Below are 20,421 nucleotides of genomic sequence, written 5' to 3' on the forward strand. Positions count from 1 at the left end.
GGCAGCTGGCGGAGCGGCGCGCCTAGATGCCGCCCGCCGCCTCAGTCGGGCCCTGGATGCAAATCCGTGGCCTGACCAAGTCCTTCGCTGGAGAACTTGCCCTCGACCACGCCGATCTCGACATCGAGCGCGGCAAGGTGCATGGCCTGGTCGGCGCCAACGGCGCCGGCAAGTCCACGCTGATCCGCTGTCTCGCCGGGGTAACGGTGGCTGACGAAGGCAGCGTGACGGTGGCCGGCGACGACCTGCAAAAAGGATCGCCGCAGGCTTCGGAGCAGGCCGGGCTTGCCTTCATCCACCAGGAACTGAACCTGATCCCGCATTTCAACGCGCTGCAGAATATATTGCTTGGCGCACCCAAGGTCACGCGTTTGGGCATGATCGACTGGCGGCGTTCCGGCGTTGCCGCTCGTGCCGCCGCCGAACGCGTTGGCATCCGTTTTCCGCTCGAGACGAAGGTCTCCGAACTCTCGGTGGCCCAGCGCTGGCTCGTCATGATCAGCAAGGCGCTTGTACGCGACGCCAGCATGATCGCGATGGACGAGCCCACCGCCTCGCTGTCTGGCCCGGAGAGCGAACAACTCTTCGCCATCATCCGCGATCTCTCCGCCCAGGGCGTGGCCATCCTCTATGTGTCTCACCGGCTGGAAGAGGTGCTTCAGCTTTGCGACAGGATCACGGTATTGCGCGACGGGCGGATCGTCGACGCCGCGGAGCGCGGAGCGCTTGACAAGAAGGGCCTGGTCAGAGCCATCATCGGCCATGACATACGCCCACCGGACGAGCGCGCCCGTTTCGCGACCGACCGCAACCGGCAGCCGATCTTCTCCGTCCGCGAAATTGCCTGGAAGAGCGCCGTGAACGGCGTGAGTTTCGATCTCTACAAGGGCGAGGTGCTTGCGCTCGGCGGCCTCGTCGGCGCAGGACGGACCGAACTTGCCCATCTCGTGGCCGGCGTGGCCCGGCCGGATGCTGGCCATTTCGAGCTCGACGGCAAACGGCTCGATATCGCCAACGAGGCTGAAGCCGTGCGCGCCGGTATTGCGCTGGTTCCGGAGGAGCGCCGCTCGCAGGGTGTGATGCTGCAGCAGTCGGTAGGCTTCAACATCAACATATCGACGTTGAAGAAGCTGCGCGCCATTCCAGGTCTGCCGTTCGTATCGGGCCGGAAGTCCCGCCGCCAAGCGGAGGGCCTCGTGGCTCAGCTGGGCATCAAAACGCCAAGCATCGAGACGAGGATCGGCGGTCTTTCAGGCGGCAACCAGCAAAAGGCGCTGATCGCCCGCTGGCTCAATGCCGGAACCAAGCTCCTCATTCTCGACGAGCCGTCACGAGGCGTCGATGTCGGCGCCCGCGAAGAGATACATGATGCGATCCGGGCGCTCGCCCGGTCCGGCGTCGGCATCCTTGCGATTTCATCTGATGTCGAGGAACTCACGCTTCTCGCCGACCGCGTCCTCGTCATGCGTGAAGGCCGCATTACCGGCGAGTTGACCGGCTCCGATATCACCGAGGCCCGGATCATCGAGCTCAGCTACCACGACACCAATGACACAGAAGGAGAGATCGCATGATGGCCCAGGCCGGAACCGCGGCGAAGGACGCGTCGCTGCGAAAATCCTCGTGGAAGCGGACCGCGCTAATCTGGCTCTCCCGCTATGGCACGATCGTTGGGCTGCTGCTGATGGTGGTTTTTTTCTCGGCGAACGCACCAGGAATCTTCCTGTCGCGCGCCAATTTCCTCAACATCCTCAGCCAGGCGTCCCTGACCGCGATCATCGCCTCCGGGCTGACCTATACGCTTGTTGTTGGCGAGTTCGACCTCAGCATCGGCTACGTAGCGAGCTTCGTCGGTCTGATCGTCACCGGCCTCATGGCTTACCAGGGTTTTCCGATCTGGCTCAGCATCGTCTGCGCGCTGCTGCTCGGTGCCGCGATCGGCGCCTTCAACGGCGTGCTGGTGACGAAGGTGAGGATCAATGCCGTCATCTCGACGCTGGGCATTGGAACAATGCTGACGGGCATCGGCTTCACCTACAGCTCCTTCCCGATCGCGACCGGCATCCCTCGTGCCTTCACCGATATTTCGCTCGGCCGGCTCGTCTTCGGCCTGCCCAATCCGGTGATCATCATGGTGATCGTGCTGATCGCGCTTTGGGTCATCTTGAACAAGACCGACATCGGCCAGAAGATGCAGGCTGTCGGCGGCAATCTGGAGGCAGCGCGGCTCTCCGGCATCCGGGTGGACCGCATCAAGATTTTTGCCTTCGCCACCGCCGGCTTCTGCGCCGCATTGACCGGAACGCTGCTGTCCTCGCTGCTTGGCAGCGGCACGTTGGCGGCGGCCGACGGCTATCTTCTCGACGCCTTCGCCGCCGTTTTCCTGGGCTCCGCTACGTTGAGGGAAGGCGAATTCCATATCTCCGGGACTTTGATCGGGGTGCTCATCCTGGCTGTGGGATTCAACGGGCTCAGCATCTTCGGCGCGCCCACCCATTTCCAGCCGATCTTCAAGGGCGGGATTCTCGTGCTGGCAGTCGGGATGTCCGCGCTCGCCCGGCGCTATGCCGCTTCGGCGTAGAGGGCAAGCGCTGGTTGAACTTCGATAACAGTCTAGGCGGCTGTCTTGTCAGCGCCGGCGACAAAGCCGCCGCCGTCGATGATGACGGCTTGTCCGGTGATGAATGAGGCTTCGTCCGATGCCAGAAACAACACCAGGCGGGCAATCTCCGACGGATCGGCGATCCGGCCCATTGGCAACGATGGCAGGACCGTATCCCTCGCACTCTGCTCACCGCCGAACATGTTGGTGAGGAGCGGTGTCATGGTCGATCCCGGTGCAATCGCGTTGATGCGGATATTCGATCTCGCGACCTCGAGCGCGGCCGAATTCGTCAACCCGATCACGCCCCATTTGCTGGCGCAGTAGACGGCCGTGGTGGCGTAACCCATCACGCCGAACAGCGACGAGGTGTTGACGATCGCTCCGCCGCCATTCGCCAGCATATGCGGGATCTGATACTTCATGCCGAAGAAGATGCCGCGCAGATTGACCTCGGTGATCAGGTCGAAATCGGCCTGGTCGAGTTCATGGATCGGCGCCGTCTTGCCGGGAACCCCCGCATTGTTGAACGCGACGTCGATGCGCCCGAAGCGCTTGTAGGCATTTTCGTGAAACTTGCGGACCGCATCCTCGCTGCGGACGTCGACCTCGGCGAACTCGATGGCGATGCCGGGAAAACGCTGCCCGACCTCCTCGATCAGGCTGCGGCCTTCAGCGCTGCCAAGGCCGGCCACGTACAGATTGGCGCCGGACTCAGCAAAGGCCAGGGCCGTGGCACGCCCTATTCCCGTCGTGCCGCCGATAACGAGCACCGACCGTCTGGAGAAATCATATTTCGCTCGCATTACTGCCTCCTGAGTTCATGAAAATCGCCTCATGCCTATCGGTCATTTGACGAAGAAGAGCCGCTTGCGGTCCATGTTGACGGCAACGGCCGCGATGACGCCGGCGCCAAGAACCACGTTCTGCAGGAAGGGGTTCACATTGGCGAGATTCATGCCGTTCTGCAGAATCGTTATGATGAGAACGCCCAGTATCGTCCGATGCGGCCCGCCGACGCCCCCGGTGAGCGGGGTGCCGCCCATGACGACCGCGGCGATCGCCGGCAGCAGCATCGGGTCGCCCATTGTGGGGTCGCTGCCGCCGATGCGGAGCATAAGGAATATCCCGGCCACACCGGACAGAAATCCGGATACCAGAAAGGCGTAGAGTTTGTAGCGCGCAACCGGCACGCCGCAGAGTTTGGCAACCGTCTCACCGCCGCCGATGGCGTAAATGAACCGACCGAAGCGGGTTCGCCTGGCGACGAAGATCGCTGCGAGCGCGATACCGATCGCCCAGAGGGCGACCGTGGGCACCCCCAGGAGACTGCCATTGAAGATCGATCCGATCACCAGGTCGGTCGGCAGGTTGATCGCCGCGCCCTGCGTGACATAAAGCGTCATGCCGTTGATCGCGTAAAGCATGCCCAGAGTGGTCAGAAACGACGGAAGCCTGGCGTAGGCGAACAGCACGCCGGCGATGGCGCTGACCAACATGGTGATGAATGGCACCAGAATGACCGCCCATTCGCCATGGTCGCGTATCAGCATCGCCGCGCTCATTCCGGCCAGTGAAACCATCGAACCGACGGCGAGATCGATGCTGCCCATCAGGATGATGAAGGTGCCGCCAACGCTGAGCACGATAAGAACTGCCGCCTGCTGCAGGATGTTGATGGCGTTGCCGATGGTAAAGAAACGGCCATTCAACGCTGTAAACACGATGATCATCGCGATCAGTGCCAACCACGGACTGATGGCCGCCACGGAGATTTGCGGCCGCCAGGATTGTTGCCGAGGGCTGGAATGGCCGGTGGGCCGCGCCGCGGCGGATGGGTCCTGCGTTATCGGTTGAATCGTCCTGCTCCCTGGTTGCCCGCGACCTAGACCATGTCCGCGACGAGCTCGACTTCGCCCGGTTTGTTCTTCGGCGGCGCTGGCACCTCGCGCACCACGTTGCCGCCGCACATGACGAGAATGCGGTTGCTCAGACCGATCAGCTCGAGCAGGTCGTCGCTGATCAGCAGGATACCGACGCCCTCGGCGGCGATCCGCCGGAGTACGCTGTAGATCTCTTCCTTCGCACCGGCATCGACCCCGTTCGTCGGATTGTCGAGAATGAGAATCTTGGCCTGACGAAGCAGCCATCGTGCGAGCAGCACCTTCTGCTGGTTGCCGCCGCTCAGGGTCGATATCTGCGCGTCTACCCCCGCCGTCTTGATACCCAATGTCGCAACGAATTCGAGCGCCGCGCGCTTCTCTCCCGCCAGGTCAAGCCAATAGGTCTCGCCGTGACGCGTCAGCCGGGCCAGGCTCATGTTCGAGGCCACTGACAGTGGCGGTATCACCCCATCCCGGCGATCGGGCGGCAGATAGCCGATGCCCAGGTCACTCATCGTCTGGATCGAACGGTTCTCCGGAACGATGGCATCATCGACCTTGATGGTTCCGGTGGCCCCAGGCAGGGCGCCGGCGAGCACTTGCCCAAGATCGGATTTGCCCGAGCCGAGCAGGCCCGCCACACCGAGGATCTCGCCCGCACGAAGGCTGAACGTCACATCGCCGAAGGAGCCGGTTCGGGTCAGGCCGGCCACGTCGAGGACCGTCCGGTCCTGCGGCTCCTGCTGGTTGTGTTCGCAATAGAAAAACTCATCCCGCGTGCGTCCCACCATCAATTCGTGCAGTCGGTTCTCGGCTATGTCGGCGGCTGGTAATTCGGCGACCATGGCGCCATCCTTCAGCACGTAGAGGCGGTCGCTGATCTCGATGACTTCCGACAGGCGGTGCGAAACATAGATGATGGCGGCGCGCTCTCGAGCCGACTGGATGAGCCGCATCAGGAATTCGACCTCGTCCCCGGTCAGCGCGGCGGTCGGCTCGTCCAGCAGCATCACCGGCGATTCAATTCCCGCCAGTTTTGCCAGGGCAAAGGACTTGATGATTTCAATAACCTGCCGAGTGGAAAGATCGAATGTCTCGACCTTCCGCGTCGCGTCTATGCGCTGATGGCCGAAATCCGCCAGGAGTTCGGTGACGTGTCGCAGCATCGCGCGATTGTCGATGACGCCGAAGCGGGAGAACGCTGCCTCGTGCGCCAACAGCACATTCTCGTACACCGACAGCGTCGGGATCAGGGCGAGATCCTGATAGATATGGAAGATGCCTTCTCGGTTGGCATCGGCGTAGCTACGCAGCGAGACCTGTCGCCCGTTCACCAGCAGGGCGCCGGCGTCGGGCCGGAGGTTTCCGCTGATCGTCTTCAGCAGCGTCGATTTGCCAGCGCCGTTCTCACCAACGAGGCCGATGACTTCTCCCTTGCGCAGCGTGAGGCTCACGCCGGAAAGCGCTGGGACGCCACCGAAACTTTTGCCGATGTCCCGCACTTCCAGAAGTGGCGGCGAGGATGCGCCTCGAATGCGCTCGCTCGCAGCCAAGTGACCGGCATCACCTGTGCCGGGTCGTTCCGTCGCTGAGGAAGAACCATTCATGGTCGCTGCTGAGCGCGTCTAATTCGGGCCGATGACGATCGGACCGCTGTTGGACGTCAGGGCGCGCACCGGCGAGAATGGATCCGTGGAGAAGCGATCGGCGTAGAGTTTGGTAACGCGTTCGAACTCGCCCTTTTCCTTGGCCTCCGCATATTCCTTCGGCAGTTGATAGCTGGCCGGCTTCTCACCCCGCCACGTCCAATGATCTTCGGGATGCAAAGGAATGAGCAGGTTCTGCGGATTCCAATCGTCCGGATGCAGAACCTTCGACATTCTCAGGAAGTCATAAGGTGATGTCGATCCCGAATTCAGTTCCTTGTATTTCTTTGCGGCCTCGGGCGTATCAAGTATGTAGCCTCCGAAAATCATCATCCGCTCGGGTAAGGAGGGACGCCAACCGTTGACATAATCGAACACCACCACTGTCGAATAGGCGCCCAGCCAGGCCGGACCATAGGCATAAGTGTTGAAGGCGCGTCCGTTGGCGATCATGTCGATCATATCGGGAATTGCGTCGCAGCCGCTGACCAGCGCCTTGATGCCGCGCTGCTCCAGGGCGTTGACGACCGCGACCGCGGAGTCGTCGTTGGAGACGATCACGGCGTCGATGTCGGGATGCGCGGTCAGGATATCGGCGATTGCCGGCGCGGTCGTGGTGCGGCTCCAACCGCCGGGGCGACGGGCGACGAGTTCGATGCCCGGATAGTCCTTCAGCGCGAGGTCGAAGCCGTGACCGCGCTCGGTCTCCACCGGATTTCCGAGGATACCCTCGATATAGACGACCTTCCCTTTGCCGCCCAGCCTCTCGAACACCTGTGCCGAGCGTGCCCGGGTGGCCGTGACATTTGCGGGAGCATGGAACGCTACATAATAATCGCCACTGTCGACCGGCGTGTTCCAAACCGCCTTTGTGTGATTGTTGACGGTCGGGATGCGTAACCGGTTGACCAACCGCAGCAGATCGACCTCCGACCCCTCGGTCGCGGCCACCATGGTGATGCCGTCTATGCCAAGGTTCGGGGCGTTCTCCACATGGCTCTTCTGGACGTTGACGTCGCCATTGTTCAATTCGCGCGATTCCGCGATGTTGAGCACCGCGGCCGCCTGCCCGGCGCCGCTGTCCATCTGATTGAAGTAATCATTGTTCAGGGTGTAGAACGAATCCATGAAGTTCAGGCGCTTCTTCAAGATTCCTGCGGTATCGGCGGCGTAAGCCGACCTCCCCATCAGCGGAACCGCCAACCCGGCGGCGGCGAGCAATTTGAAAAACTCCCGCCGAGAGCGGCCTCCATCCATTTTGTTCGCAAGCAATTCTGCGAGCGCCACATCATTGCACATGAAAAACCTCCCCAGGCCGTTTGGAATTCTTTCGCTATCCGTTTGGCGTGCTGGCCACCAATCGAACGCAAGCTAGGCCGGTTCAGGAGCCTTTGCAAGGAAAAATGTTAGCGGTAGCAGATCAATTCCATTCGAACTATCTCGCACTCATACGTCAATAAAATCATTTGAAATCAACTATTTACTTGAGATACTCATCTTTTTTTCAGAGTCATTGAAGACTGCCATCACGGCCAAGATTAAGCTGAATCTAGATACCGGTAACAGGCAAATACACATCTGGGCGAGTCCTGGGTCATGGCGCAGGCGAGCCCGCTGGCAGCGCCGAGCCTCAATCGGAAGGCTCGGCCACTGACCGCGTATTTCATTGCGTTGAAAGGGCTATGCCTGCCTGCCGCTAGCCGAGATATTTGTTGAGTATCGACATGCCGCCGGAACGGACAATTTCGGGCGTCATTTCCTCGACGATCTCGCCATGCGTCATGACATAGAGCCGGTCGCAGACCCGGGTTGCCACATCGATGCGCTGTTCGACGAGCAGGAGCGACGCACCGCGCTTGCGCAGTTCCAGCATCGCCTTGACCACGATGTCGACGGCGACCGGCGACAGCGCGACAGAGGGTTCGTCGAGCAGCATGATCTCGGGGTCGCTCATCAGCATGCGGCCGATGGCAACCATCTGCTGCTCCCCACCGCTGAGGAACGACGACAGCCGGTGGCGATAGTTCCTCAGCACCGGGAAAAGATCGTAGACCGAGGTCAGCAGCCTCTCGACCCTCGCTCGGTCATGCCGCAAATGCAGCGCGCCCAACAGCAAATTGTCTTCCACCGACTGGTCGAGAAACAGGCGCCGCCCCTCCGGCGCGATGGCGGCGAGGCCGCGCGCTATGCGATGGGTCGGCAGGTCGGATACATCTGTCGAGCCAATGCGGATCAGGCCGCGCCGCTGCTTGACCAGGCCCATGATCGCGCGCAGCACAGTGGTCTTGCCGGCGCCGTTGGGGCCAAGCAGTGCAACCGCTTCACCCTTGCCAACCGAGAGCCCGATGTCGCGCACGACGTCGAAGCGGCCATAGCCAGCGCTCAGCGAGCTGATCTCCAGTACGGGGGACGATTGTTCGTTCATTCGCCGAGATAAACCTGTCTGACCACGGGGTCGGCACGCACCTCGTCGGCCGACCCGGTTAGGATCACTTCGCCGGCGTTGAGCACGGTGACGCGATCGCACAGCGGAAACAGAAAACGCGTCTGGTGCTCGATGATGATCATCGTGACGCCCTGGCTCTTGAGATTGGCGAGGATCGTGGCCAGATGCCTCACCTCCTTCGCCGAGAGGCCGGTCGCCGGCTCATCGAGAACGATGACATCCGGCCCCGCCACGCAGACCGACGCGAGTTGAGTGAGCTGTTCGATGCCGTGCGGAACATCTCCGACCTGCCGGGACGTCCATTCGCCGGCCCCGACAAGGGCAAGTGTTTCGGCGGAGCGACGATGCATCGCCGCCATATCGCGGCGGCCGGACGCAAGCATCGGCCAAAACGCGGCACGGCCCACAATGCGTGGCACACGATCGAACAGACCGACCATGACGTTCTGCGTCGGTGTCAGTTCCTTGACCAGTTGCGCGGCCTGGAAGGTTCGCCGGAGCCCGAGTTTCGAGCGGCTGCTCGCAGGCATGCCGTCGACCCTTGTCCCCTTGACCAGAACCTGGCCGGCATGAGGCGAGAGACGGCCGGAAATGACGTTGGCGAGCGTGCTCTTTCCGGAGCCATTCGGCCCTATGAGGCCGTGGATATGGCCGCGCTGAACCGCGAGATCGACATTGCGCAGCACCTTCGGCCCAAGTCCATAGCCGAATTCGATGCCGCGGCATTCGACGATGATCTCGGGCGCTGTGGTCGGGAGCGCGGTCGCGGGAAGGATTGCCGCAGCGGGGAGCGGTTCGTCGACGGCAACAATCCCGCTCGCCGGTGCAGAACCTCCAATGAGAGGCGCCAGCAAACGCTTGACCACTCCAACGACGCCGTCCGGCAGAAGCGTGATGGCGAGAATAGAAAGCGCGCCATAGACGATCTCCTGCAGCCACGGATTGATGTTGACGACGTTCGGGAACATCGAGACGAACATCGCGCCGATCACAGGACCGATCGTCGTGTTGATGCCGCCGATCAGCACCATCACCAGAACATTGAGCGATACCGACCAGTCGAACTGGCTCGGAGACACGACGCCCAGGAAGGAGAACAGCCATCCCGCTCCGCCGGCCATCGCCGCCGAGACCCCGAAAACGCCGACCTTGATCGCCGCGGTGCGCGCGCCCGCCGCCTCCGCGAACGGTTCGGCGTCGCGGATCGAGAGCAGGATCGGATAGAACGGTGAATGGCGGATGTTCCAGACCAGCATCAGGCAGAGCAAAAGCCCGGCCATCGTGCACCAGACCAATGGCGAGCCGAGCCACTGCAGACCGTCTGGGAAGTCCGGAAAGGCCGGGCCGAGCAAACCTTGAAGCCCGCCGGTGACATTGACCATATCGGTCGCGAGGACCGTCAGCACCAAGGTGAAGATAAAGGTGGTGATGGCGAAGTATAGGCCGCTGACGCGCAGGGACATGGCGCCGACGGCCACGCCGACGAGGCCGGCCGCGACGAGCACGATCACCAACAGTCCGAAGACATTCCAGCCATAGTCGTTGGCGACGATTGTCGTCGCATAGGCGCCGATCCCGAAGAACCCACCCTGGCCAAGAGAATAGAGCCCCAGCATGCCCGCTACGAGATCCAGGCTGATGGCGAGGATGCCGAAGACGGCGGCCACCAGCACGAGGTTTTGCAGGCCGAGATCGGATCGCGCCACATAGGCCGTCGCCGCCAGGTAAGCCAGAATGACGGCAAGAAGCCCCACGGTGCGCCAGCCGCCGGCTTGCGGGATGGCCGCCGATGCCTGGCGATCGGTCGTGAAATTCATACCCCGCTCCTCAGCGGCTCGCCGCTGCCGGACGGCGCGGACGGAAGAGCGGATTGCTGGCACTGAACAGACCCTTGGGCGAGACGATCAGGATGACGACGAGCACGATGAAGGGAAACCAGTCCGAAGCCTGTGAATTGATGAGCCCGTTGGCGCCTTCGGCACAGACGCCCAGCACAAGACCGCCGAACATGGCAGCGATCGGCCGCTCCGTGCCGCCGCCGATCATCATGGCGATGAAGCCATAGGTACCGAACGTGTCGCCTAGATAAGGGTTGGCGAAGGTCGTCGGCCCGATGAGCAATCCGGCGATGCCGGCAAAGGCCGCGGAGATGGCGAAAGCGACGATGGCGACCACGGTGGTGTTGGCGCCGATGGCGGATGCCATTTCCGGATCCGCTGCCGTCGCCATGCCGAGCTTGCCGAACAGCGTATATCGTCGCACGATTTCGAAGCCGGCGGCGAGAATGGCGGCGGTGGCGATCGCGAGAAGCTGCTGGCCGGTGAGCACGGCGTTTCCGATCGGCACGCTGATGCTGTTCAGGATTGGCGGGAAGGCCTGCGACGTCGGCCCCCAAATGTAGGCGGCAGCGTTCTCGACGATCACCGCGAAGCCCAGCGTTGATACAAGCCAGCCGAAGCTGAAGCGGTTCGACAGCAGGATTGGCCGCACGGCAATCAGATAGGACAGAACGCCAATGATGCACGATGAGACCAGCCCGGCAGCAGCGGCAAGCCAGACCGGATAGCCGGACGATACCAACTCTGCGGTGATCATCACCGTCACCATCATCAGCTGGCCCTGGGCGAAATTGATGATGCGAGTGACGTAGAACGAGATTGCCAAGGCCATGCCGATGAGACCGTAGACCGATCCTATGGCAATGCCACTCAGCAAGAATTGCAGCACTGTTGGCTCCCCATCATCCGGCCGTCACCGGCTTTCTTGCCGCTTCGACCGCTCCGCGGAAGTCGCGTCCGTCCGGTCGACCCTACCATGTTCACGGGACCTGTCGGGCCGGGCTTCCTGTCGCAACGTCCGCATTTGACACGCTGCGCCAATACCGAACACCTAGTCGAAAAAGCCCGCGCGGAAATAGCTAATGCCGGTGACATAACAGCTATGAGGAACGCGACGAACGGTGCGCCGACCCGACCGATAACAGAAGCGCTGCGCGCTGACGAAAAACGCATGACCGATTTCTTCGTCAATCGCAGGCAAGACAAAAAATCTTTTTATATCAATCGTCTAATCTGATGGAAGCGCTCTCTCTTGTGAGCCTCTCCCGCCGCGATCGCGCCAATGTAATTCCTTCCGGGGCTGCATTTTGGGAGAGTTCTTACCCCGTCCCGAGCGGCTTACCCCGCGTTGACAAGATGGGGGTCGTGGGTGGCAAAATTCCGGGCGAAGACACGCGCGTCCCAGTGAGGCGCAGGGCAAAAAGGGCGATCGGATTGTCGGAGACAGGCCCGCCGATCGCAGGGAGGGAACAACATGAATAAGCTCGCGACGACGTCTACCTTGCTGCTGGCCGCAACGGCCTTATGCGGTGCAACCATCCAGACGAATGCTGCCGACGACTATCTTGTTGGCCTGATCGCCGGCACCACCGGTGCCTACGGTTCGACAGGCGTTGCCACGGTCAACGGTTCGCAGATGGCGGTCGATGAGGTCAACGCCGCCGGCGGCGTCGACGGCCATATGTTGAAGCTCGACGCGCACAACGACAACGCGTCGGCGACACTGTCGGGTCAGCTCTATCAAAAGCTGATGTCGGCCGGCGCCATTGTCATCGCGGGTTCCCCCGATACCGGCCCGGTGACCGCGCAGCTTGCCGAGCGTCACAAGTTCCCGACGATCGGCGTCGTCGACGACGGCGGACTGACCGTCAACCCGAAGGGACCGACGAGCCCACCAAATCCATGGGTGTTCGACTTCGGTCTCAACACCTTCGCCTGGGGTGAGAAGATCGGCGAGCACGCCCTGAAGCATTGCCCCGACGGGCTTGCCGTGCTGCACGATCCCTCGACCTACGGACAGGGCGGACTCTTCGGCATACAGCTGGCCTACGACAAGGCTGGCAAGAAAATTGCGATGGATCACACCATCACCGAGAACTGGTCGACGGGCGCCACTGCCGGCCTGATGCCCGAAGTCAACGCCATCAAGGCGGCAGGCATCAAATGCGTGGATGTGTGGCTGACGCCGCAGGACCAGGCCGCGTTCATGCAGGACCTTCACTCGATCGGCTACGAAGCGATCGTATACGGCAATGACGAGACGAATGCCGACGACACCTTCTCGAGCCTGGCAGGCGACCTGTCCGACGGCATGATCACCGCCATGCTGACCACCGAACTGCACCCCAGCCCGGAACTCCTGGCATTCCGCGACGCCTATAAGAAAAAATTCAGCGTCGATGCCACGCCCTTCTCGGCAGGCGCCTACGACAGCATCAAAATGCTGGCGCAGGTGATCAAGGATGTGAAGTCGACGAAGCCGGGGGACCTGCAAAAAGGCTTCAACGCCGTGAAGGACTTCAAGGGCATGACAGGCAATATCGGCTTCTCGGAGACAAGCCACATCACCATCACCGCGGCTCAGGTCACGCTCGTCAAGCATGACGCCAAGAGCAAGACCTGGGTTGAAGTCACCGATTGATCGGACTGTCGCACCTCCCAAGCGCGAACAGAAACGGGCCGGCTCCTCCTGGAGCCGGCCCTTGGCATTTTCATGAACCGCCTAGAGCTGGACCCGCCAGGCTTCGGGTACAAGCCGAAAGCCGTCATGGGCCTTCACCAGATGGGCAAAGCCCGGCAGATGCAGGTGGCCGCCAGTGACGAGCAGGCGCTCGCTTGCGACATGGTTGAAAATCTTGCGGCGGTTTTCAGCTGCCAACGCCTCATCGACATCGAACTCGCTGGTAATCTGAGGCAGGGGAATCTGGAGTTCCGGCACGTGCACCGTGTCGCCCCACATCACCAGTGTCTCGCCGGCGGAATCGAGTTGATAGCCACTGTGGCCCGGCGTGTGGCCGGGAAGCGGCAACTGGGTGATGCCCGGCATCACTTCGCCTCCGTCCACCGGGCGAAAACGCCCGCGATGGCTTGAAAGCAAGGCGTCGGCGGAACCTGTATAGGGTACCGCAGCGGCCGAGCGACCGCGCCGCTCGGTATCGGACCAGAAGTCGAAGTCATCCTTGTGGACGATGATGTCGGCGCGCGGGAAGAGTGGCTTGCCGGCTTCGTCCATCAGCCCGCTCGAGTGATCGGGGTGGATGTGGGTCAGAAGAACCGTGTCGAAGTCCGAGAGCTTGAAGCCCGCTGTGGACAGGTTGTGCGGTAGTTGCCCCATCGAAAAGACCGTTGTCGACCCGCCGCCGGCGTCGACGAGTATCGTGTTCGAGTCGGTCTCGATGACAAACGCATTGACGGTGAGGCGGGGACCGCCCTCGTGGAAATGCTCCCGCATCAATGCTTCCATGTCGCCACGTTCTGTCCCACGCAGAATGGCCATAGGGATATCGAGAAAACCGTCATTGATCACGGTGACCATGGCGTCGCCGACCTTGCGTCTGTAGACGCCGGGGGTCTGCTTTCTTGGCTCGTCGGTCATGGTGCTCCTCCTCCAGACGGGGCGTGCACACGCACGGACCCTCCTCCTCGCGTTTCGCCACAATGTGACCGCTGCGCGCAGCCAAGTGAAGCGAACTCACTGATCGGGTTCGGGATAACAGATATATCGCTTCCGGCATGACGCGGGACCGATGACTGGGAGAAGCCTTACGGCTTCGGCTCCCAGATTCCCATTTTGCGCAGAGCGCGCACTTCGTCGCGTATCATGGTCGTCAATGCCCGGATAACGGTGGTGGTCGGCCGCTGACTAGATGTTGCGAGCAGCAGCTCCCTTTCAATCGACGGATTCTGGATCCGCCAGTAGCTGATCTTGCCTTGCGCAACCAGGTCGTGGCAGCTCGAATAGGACAAGATCGTGTAGCCCATTCCGGCCTCCACGAGGCGTAGTGTCGAAGGCATCGCCTCGACCTCGACTTCGATCCTGGGCTCGATGCCGACCGCGCCGAAGATGTGGTCCAGCAGCACTCGCAACCCATGCGGCCGTGCGGGAAGGATCATCGGTATCTTCGAAACGACTGCGGCGTCGACGGGTGAGGAACCGAGATTGCAGGGATCGTTCTTGGCGCCGAGGAGGAATAGCTCGTCGCGCAGGATCGGCTCCGCCAGCAAATTGTTCATACGCGGCGCATTGTAGAGCACCGCCACGTCGATCTTGCCCATGACGAGCCATTCGAGGAGATGGCCACTGAACCCCTCGACCACCCGCATGCTCACCTGCGGGAACTGCTCGTGAAAATGCTGGACGAGGGGCGCGGTCAGGACAACTCCCACGGATGGGGGCATTCCAAGCACGATCGCACCGCGCGGGTTTGATCGCATTGCCCCGAGTTCGCTCGTTGCCCGCGAGGCCTGCTCGAGGATTGCGGACGCATAATTCTGCAGAAGCTTGCCCGCCTCGGTCAGGACAATGCCACGGCCGTTGCGGTAAAGAAGCGCTATACCGACACTCTCTTCCAGGGACTTGATTTGCCTGCTGAGAACCGGCTGGCTCACGGACAGCGCGACGGCGGCCCGCGAAAAGCTCCCGAATTCCGCAACTGCTATGAATAGCTGGAGCTGCCTTAGATCGAACATGGGCTTTGCCTCGTCGCACAATGCGGAAGATCGAATTCCGTTGTCATGCAACGAATTGACGAGTTTGGGATACATCGAAAGCGTTGACAAGCGTTCGGCAGGCCCTTGGCAAAGCTGTTATGCGCGTTGCGAGCATTATCGCAAGGGCAGGAACTGGCCTACTCTGAGCCAATCCGAAGGCTGGCCAGATCCACTATAGATTCGAGAGGAAAAGTCGTGCAGCGTCAAACGCTTGGGTTCATCGGCCTCGGCCGTATGGGTGCGCCGATGGTGCGCCGACTGACCGAGGCTGGTTACCATGTGGTCGTCTACGACAAGCGGTCGGACGCTGCCACGGAACTGCCTACCGAACACACGACATTTGCTGCATCACCCCAAGCGGTTGGAGATGAGGCCGGCATCGTGTTCTGCAGCCTCCCGACGCCCGCCATCGTCAGGGACGTGGTGTTGGGCGCGAACGGAATCGCGGCCGGTTCGAAGGTCAAGACTATTATCGATGTGTCCACAACGGGACCAAGCATGGCAAAGGTCATCTCCGAGGCATTGGCGAGCCGAAGCATTGCATGGGTCGACGCACCGATATCTGGTGGGATTGCAGGTGCGCGCAACGGCACGCTCGCCGTTATGGTTTCTTGCCCCAAGCAGACCTATGAGGATGTCGAACCGGTGCTGGCCAATTTTGGCCGCAGGTTTTATTGCGGCGAAACGCCCGGGAGCGCCCAGGTTGCCAAGCTTGGAAACAACATGATCGCCGCCGGCGTCATCCTTCTGTCGGCGGAGGCCCTCGCAATGGGCGTCAAGGCCGGCCTGGATCCCACGGTGATGTGCGACATCATCAATGCTTCGAGCGGGCGAAACAGCGCGACGCAGGACAAATTTCCTCGTGCCGTGTTGCCAGGAACATTCGACTTCGGGTTCTCGACCGCCCTGTCCTACAAGGACGTGCGCATGTGTGTTGATGAGAGTGAGAATTTGGGCGTGCCCATGGTTGGCGGTTCTCTGGTGCGCCAGATGCTCGCAGCCACCAACGCCCGCTTTGGACCGGAATCGGATTTCACGTCGATGGTGCGTATCATCGAGGAATGGGCCGGCGTGGAGATCCGCGCCTAGGACCTGCGTTGTGGAGAGCAGCAGATGACGACGCGTTCAATGGAACTGGCAGCTGCATTGGCCAGCCTTGCTGCGCCAGTTTTTGGTCCGGCGACCATCAGCAAAGCCAAGCTGTGCCTGCTCGATTTTCTCGGCTGTGCATTCGAGGCTTCAGAACTGGAGCCAAGCCGACAGGCGGTCGCCGCGATGCCGGCGGCGGCAGGCGGCCACATGATTGGCGAGAGAGCGACGGCGACACCGGCGGACGCAGCATTTGTCAATGCGGTGAAAGGCCATGGCCTGGTCAGGGAGGACATGCACGCAGCATCGGTTTGCCATCATGGCGTGGTTGTCTGGCCGCTGCTTCTGGCCCTGGCTGAAACGGATACCTTTTCCGGTATGGAGCTGCTCCGGTCGGCGGTGGTCGCCTATGAGGTCGGCGGACGTCTCGGAAGGATGCTGATCGATCCGACGGTGTCCTCACTTTTCCGCCCAACTGGACTGGTCGCTCCTATCGGATCGGCATGCGGTGGCGCCTGGATGCTGAAGCTCGACCAACAGCAGATGGCTGCAACGATTGCCTTGGCTGCCAACACCGCGTCCGGACTGAACCAGTGGCCGCACAGCGGCGGGTCGGACATGTTCTTCCACCCAGGCTTTGCGGCCCGAAACGCCTGGATGGCGGTTCGGCTGGCCAAAGCCGGGGCGTTTGGAAGCCCTGACATATTTGAAGGACGGTCGGGATATTTTGCTGCGCTCGCAAGGCGGCCTATGACGGGCCGGGTCGAACTCTTCCCCAATGGGGAGGCGGATATCCTCAACGTGTATCACAAGGCGGCGCCGGCCTGCAATTTTGCCCAGACGGCCTGCCAGACCGCATTGAAGCTCGTCGAGATGATCGGCCCCGAGGCCGCACCGGTCGAGCGCATCCGCATAAGCGTTCCGACCGCCGCCGCTGCGTATCCAGGGTGCGATCGGACCGGACCATTCGAAAGAGCACTCCAGGCGAAGATGAGCATTCCATTCGGCGTGGGAGCCGTGTTTGCACACGGCCGGCTGTCGGAGGATATCTACAGCGATCTCGCCGATCCCGAGACGGTTCGCCTGATCGGAGTGAGCGAACTGGTTGCCAGCCCGGATCTGACAGCGCTGTTCCCAAACCAGCAGGGCGCGGCAATCGACGTGGTTCTCGGCGACGGCCGCAAGCTGTCGATGGGCCTGCCCGATGTCGTGCCCGCCACCGAGGCACAGGTGCGCGAGCGCTTCCGCCTCGCCGCTGCGAATATCCTCGGCGTTGCCGAGGCCGAGGCCATCGAAGAATTTGTCGACAGGCTGGACACCAAGAAAGATGCCGGCCGGCTGCTGCCGCTTTGCGCGGCTAAGCGGGCGGCCAGAAGACAAGCAACGCGAACGCCGGCACAAGGGGCCGGCAAAGGCAAGCGTCTGCCGTCGAGGCAGAGCCTATAAACAGTCCCAACCAGGAGCAGTCATATGTCTAAGGAAGTCCTCGAACGCGGCTTGGCGATCCGGAAGGAAGTGCTGGGCAAGGAGTTCGTCGAGAAGTCGTTTGCCGCGGCGGACGACTTCAACCGTCCTATGCAGGAGCTCGTGACCGAGTATTGCTGGGGTGCGGTCTGGGGTCGCGAGGAACTGCCACGCAAGACGCGCTCGATGCTGAACCTTGCCATGCTCAGCTGCCTCAACAGGCCCCACGAGCTCAAGATGCACACCAAAGGTGCCCTGCGGAATGGCGTCAGCCGCGAAGAGATCCGCGAAGTCCTCTTGCAGGTGGCAATCTACGCTGGCGTGCCGGCCGGCGTAGACTCGTTCCGCATCGCGCGCGAGGCCTTTGCCGAGTTCGATGCTGAGAAAGCCTGACCAACGTCTTCTTGGCCGTTGACGCGGCAGACGGGATCAACATGAAGAAATACCAGATGCTGATCGGCGGCCAATGGGCAGATGCCCTGGACGGTCGGACGTTTGACACTGAGAATCCCTTCACCGGCACGGCCTGGGCGCAAATCCCGCGTGCCGGCGCAGGGGACGTCGACCGTGCGGTCACGGCCGCCACGCAGGCGTTCAACGCACCGTCATGGTCGGCGTTGAGCGCCAGCGCCCGTGGCGGCCTGATCAGGCGCTTCGCCGATCTTCTCACCGCCAACGCTGATCGCCTGGCCGACATCGAAACCCGTGACAATGGCAAACTGATCGCAGAGATGCGCGGCCAGCTCAGATACATGCCGCAATGGTACTATTATTTCGCCGGACTGGCCGACAAGGTCGAGGGACGTGTCATCCCAATCGACAAGCCCGGCGTGTTCAATTTCACCCGCGAGGAGCCGCTGGGCGTGGTGGCCGCCATCACCCCGTGGAATTCGCCATTGATGCTAGCGACCTGGAAACTGGCCCCGGCCTTGGCTGCCGGCAACACCATCGTCTGGAAACCCTCCGAGTTCTCCTCCGCTTCAGCCCTCGAATTCGGGGCGCTTTTCGAGGAAGCCGGCTTTCCGCCCGGGGTCGTCAACATCGTCACCGGCTTCGGCAACGAGATCGGCGAACAGCTGGTGTCTCATCCGGGCATCGACAAGATTGCATTCACGGGCGGCGATCGGACCGGCCAAGGCGTCTATCAGATCGCGGCGCGCTCGATAAAACCCGTTACGCTGGAACTCGGCGGAAAATCCGCCAACATCGTCTTCGAGGACGCTGTGCTTGACGATGCCGTCAAGGGTGTCGTCTCCGGCATTTTCGCGGCCAGCGGCCAGACCTGTATCGCGGGATCGCGGGCGCTCGTTCACCGCTCGATCTATCCGGCTTTCGTCGATGCGCTGGTGGCTTTCGCCAAAACCGCGCGGATCGGCGATCCCTCCAGCAATGACACGCAGGTTGGGCCGATCACGACCCGGCCGCAACTTGCCAAGATTCTCGACTATATCGAGATCGCCAAGGCGGAAGGCGCCAAGCTCGCGCTTGGCGGCAAGCGGCCCACCGATCCGGCCTGCGGCGACGGCTGGTTCGTCGAGCCGACAATCTTTACCGATGTCGGCCCCAAGATGCGCATCGCCCAGGAGGAGGTTTTCGGTCCCGTGCTGGCGATCATTCCCTTCGAGAGTGACGAGGAGGCGATCGAAATCGCCAACGGCACGATCTACGGGCTGGCGGCAGGCGTGTGGACGCAAAGCATAACGCGCGCCTTGACCATGTCGCAGAAACTCAAGGCAGGCACGGTGTGGATCAACACCTACCGGGCGGTGAGTTACATGTCGCCATTTGGCGGTTTCAAGCGTTCCGGCATCGGCCGCGAGAGCGGCCTGTCGGCTATTCGGGAGTATCTGCAGGAAAAGAGTGTCTGGATCGACATCAGTGGCAACGTGCCCAACCCGTTCGTGCAGCGCTGAAGCCCGACCATGACCGATCGGCAAAGGATCGCTTTCGTCACCGGCGCCGCGAGCGGCATCGGAAGGGCGGTTTGTCTGGGCCTTCACGGCAAGGGCTGCCGTATCGTGGTGGCGGATCGTCAGGAAGATAGCCTGGCTGTCCTGGCAGGCGAACTCGGTGCCGACGTCTTCCCGCTCGACCTTGATATTGCAGACGGCGCTGCGGTCGCCAACTGCCTGGGTCGGCTGCCGCCGGAATTCCGCGATATCGACATACTGGTGAACAATGCCGGGCATGACATCGGCGGGCGTACCCGCTTCGACATCGGCTCGGCCGACGATTGGTCGGCGATCATCGAGACCAACCTCATCGGCCTGATGCGCGTGACGCGGGCGATCCTGCCGGGAATGGTCAAGCGCGGACGTGGCGACATCGTCAACATGAGTTCCATCAGCGCCATCCGCATGGTGCCGGACCAGGCGCCCTACTCCGCCAGCAAGGCCGGCGTGCATATGCTGAGCGATATCATTCGCGGCGAATTGGCGGAGACCGCCATCCGCGTGATCGAGATCTTGCCGGGGCTCACCCGCACCAACATTGTCGCGTCCCGCCTTCGCGGCGACGAGGAGGCGGCCCGAGAATATTTCGAGCGGTTCGGCATGGCGCTCGACCCCGACGACATCGCCCGGTGTGTCTTATTCGCACTTGACCAGCCGCCGCACGTCCAGATCGCGCAGATCTTCGTCGTGCCCACCAACAGGTGGTAGGAGCCGGGGCATCGGCGTCACGCAACGCCCGTTCCCGCCAAAGGTTTTCCGATCCATCCGTCGAAACGAACTTTGGCCGGCCA

At 61.9% G+C, this 20,421-nt stretch carries 18 protein-coding genes; 9 read left to right on the forward strand and 9 right to left on the reverse strand.

Features of this window, described 5'->3' with window-relative positions:
- The first annotated feature begins 56 nt into the window (after window positions 1-56).
- Window positions 57-1,574: a sugar ABC transporter ATP-binding protein gene (locus AC1DX4_RS23810; protein ID WP_477222617.1), complete on the forward strand. Its 1,518-nt coding sequence runs from the start codon at window positions 57-59 to the stop codon at window positions 1,572-1,574.
- The gene (locus AC1DX4_RS23815) at window positions 1,571-2,581 is read left to right on the forward strand and encodes an ABC transporter permease (protein WP_477222618.1); all 1,011 of its coding nucleotides are present in this window, start codon (window positions 1,571-1,573) and stop codon (window positions 2,579-2,581) included. Before AC1DX4_RS23810 ends, AC1DX4_RS23815 begins: the two co-directional genes overlap by 4 nt.
- 32 nt (window positions 2,582-2,613) lie before the next feature.
- On the opposite strand, the gene AC1DX4_RS23820 is transcribed toward AC1DX4_RS23815, so the two are convergent.
- The 7 genes from AC1DX4_RS23820 to AC1DX4_RS23850 all read right to left on the reverse strand — a co-directional run bounded on the left by AC1DX4_RS23820 (window position 2,614) and on the right by AC1DX4_RS23850 (window position 11,304).
- Window positions 2,614-3,408 (reverse strand): SDR family NAD(P)-dependent oxidoreductase, encoded by a 795-nt coding sequence (locus AC1DX4_RS23820; protein WP_477222619.1) that lies wholly within the window; start codon window positions 3,406-3,408, stop codon window positions 2,614-2,616.
- 42 nt (window positions 3,409-3,450) lie between these two features.
- Entirely contained in the window at window positions 3,451-4,572 is a 1,122-nt protein-coding gene (locus tag AC1DX4_RS23825; protein ID WP_477222620.1) for an ABC transporter permease, read from the reverse strand.
- Window positions 4,488-6,092, reverse strand: a complete 1,605-nt coding sequence (locus AC1DX4_RS23830; protein ID WP_477222621.1) for a sugar ABC transporter ATP-binding protein — start codon at window positions 6,090-6,092, stop codon at window positions 4,488-4,490. Before AC1DX4_RS23830 ends, AC1DX4_RS23825 begins: the two co-directional genes overlap by 85 nt.
- Window positions 6,093-6,110: 18 nt before the next feature.
- Entirely contained in the window at window positions 6,111-7,430 is a 1,320-nt protein-coding gene (locus tag AC1DX4_RS23835) for a sugar ABC transporter substrate-binding protein (protein ID WP_477222622.1), read from the reverse strand.
- 397 nt (window positions 7,431-7,827) lie between these two features.
- Window positions 7,828-8,556 (reverse strand): ABC transporter ATP-binding protein, encoded by a 729-nt coding sequence (locus AC1DX4_RS23840; protein ID WP_477222623.1) that lies wholly within the window; start codon window positions 8,554-8,556, stop codon window positions 7,828-7,830.
- Window positions 8,553-10,394: a branched-chain amino acid ABC transporter ATP-binding protein/permease gene (locus tag AC1DX4_RS23845; protein ID WP_477222624.1), complete on the reverse strand. Its 1,842-nt coding sequence runs from the start codon at window positions 10,392-10,394 to the stop codon at window positions 8,553-8,555. Before AC1DX4_RS23845 ends, AC1DX4_RS23840 begins: the two co-directional genes overlap by 4 nt.
- Before the next feature lie 10 nt (window positions 10,395-10,404).
- A complete protein-coding gene (locus tag AC1DX4_RS23850; RefSeq protein WP_477222625.1) occupies window positions 10,405-11,304 on the reverse strand; it encodes a branched-chain amino acid ABC transporter permease in 900 nt (299 codons plus the stop codon).
- 87 nt (window positions 11,305-11,391) lie between these two features.
- Between AC1DX4_RS23850 and AC1DX4_RS23855 the strand changes: the two genes are divergently transcribed.
- Window positions 11,392-11,652, forward strand: coding sequence for a hypothetical protein (locus tag AC1DX4_RS23855; protein WP_477222626.1), 261 nt, complete (start codon window positions 11,392-11,394; stop codon window positions 11,650-11,652).
- A 237-nt stretch (window positions 11,653-11,889) separates the two neighbouring features.
- The gene (locus AC1DX4_RS23860) at window positions 11,890-13,056 is read left to right on the forward strand and encodes an ABC transporter substrate-binding protein (RefSeq protein ID WP_477222627.1); all 1,167 of its coding nucleotides are present in this window, start codon (window positions 11,890-11,892) and stop codon (window positions 13,054-13,056) included.
- Between the two features lie 81 nt (window positions 13,057-13,137).
- Here the strand turns inward: AC1DX4_RS23860 and AC1DX4_RS23865 are convergent, their stop codons facing one another.
- Both AC1DX4_RS23865 and AC1DX4_RS23870 read right to left on the reverse strand, forming a co-directional pair.
- Window positions 13,138-14,010, reverse strand: coding sequence for an MBL fold metallo-hydrolase (locus AC1DX4_RS23865; RefSeq protein WP_477222628.1), 873 nt, complete (start codon window positions 14,008-14,010; stop codon window positions 13,138-13,140).
- Between the two features lie 167 nt (window positions 14,011-14,177).
- Entirely contained in the window at window positions 14,178-15,104 is a 927-nt protein-coding gene (locus AC1DX4_RS23870; protein ID WP_032899629.1) for a LysR family transcriptional regulator, read from the reverse strand.
- Window positions 15,105-15,230: 126 nt separating this feature from the next.
- On the opposite strand from AC1DX4_RS23870, the gene AC1DX4_RS23875 reads away from it, so the two are divergent.
- The 5 genes from AC1DX4_RS23875 to AC1DX4_RS23895 are packed head-to-tail and all read left to right on the forward strand — an operon-like array spanning window position 15,231 to window position 20,338.
- Window positions 15,231-16,214, forward strand: a complete 984-nt coding sequence (locus AC1DX4_RS23875) for an NAD(P)-dependent oxidoreductase (protein ID WP_477222658.1) — start codon at window positions 15,231-15,233, stop codon at window positions 16,212-16,214.
- Between the two features lie 39 nt (window positions 16,215-16,253).
- Window positions 16,254-17,660 (forward strand): MmgE/PrpD family protein, encoded by a 1,407-nt coding sequence (locus AC1DX4_RS23880; protein ID WP_477222659.1) that lies wholly within the window; start codon window positions 16,254-16,256, stop codon window positions 17,658-17,660.
- A gap of 24 nt (window positions 17,661-17,684) precedes the next feature.
- A complete protein-coding gene (locus AC1DX4_RS23885; RefSeq protein WP_140709171.1) occupies window positions 17,685-18,071 on the forward strand; it encodes a carboxymuconolactone decarboxylase family protein in 387 nt (128 codons plus the stop codon).
- A 41-nt stretch (window positions 18,072-18,112) separates the two neighbouring features.
- Window positions 18,113-19,591 carry an aldehyde dehydrogenase gene (locus AC1DX4_RS23890; protein WP_477222629.1) on the forward strand — a complete coding sequence of 493 codons (1,479 nt, stop codon included), beginning with the start codon at window positions 18,113-18,115 and terminating at the stop codon, window positions 19,589-19,591.
- 9 nt (window positions 19,592-19,600) lie between these two features.
- Entirely contained in the window at window positions 19,601-20,338 is a 738-nt protein-coding gene (locus tag AC1DX4_RS23895; RefSeq protein WP_477222630.1) for an SDR family oxidoreductase, read from the forward strand.
- Window positions 20,339-20,421: the final 83 nt, after the last annotated feature.

Source organism: Mesorhizobium sp. P3_A8 (assembly GCF_056402995.1).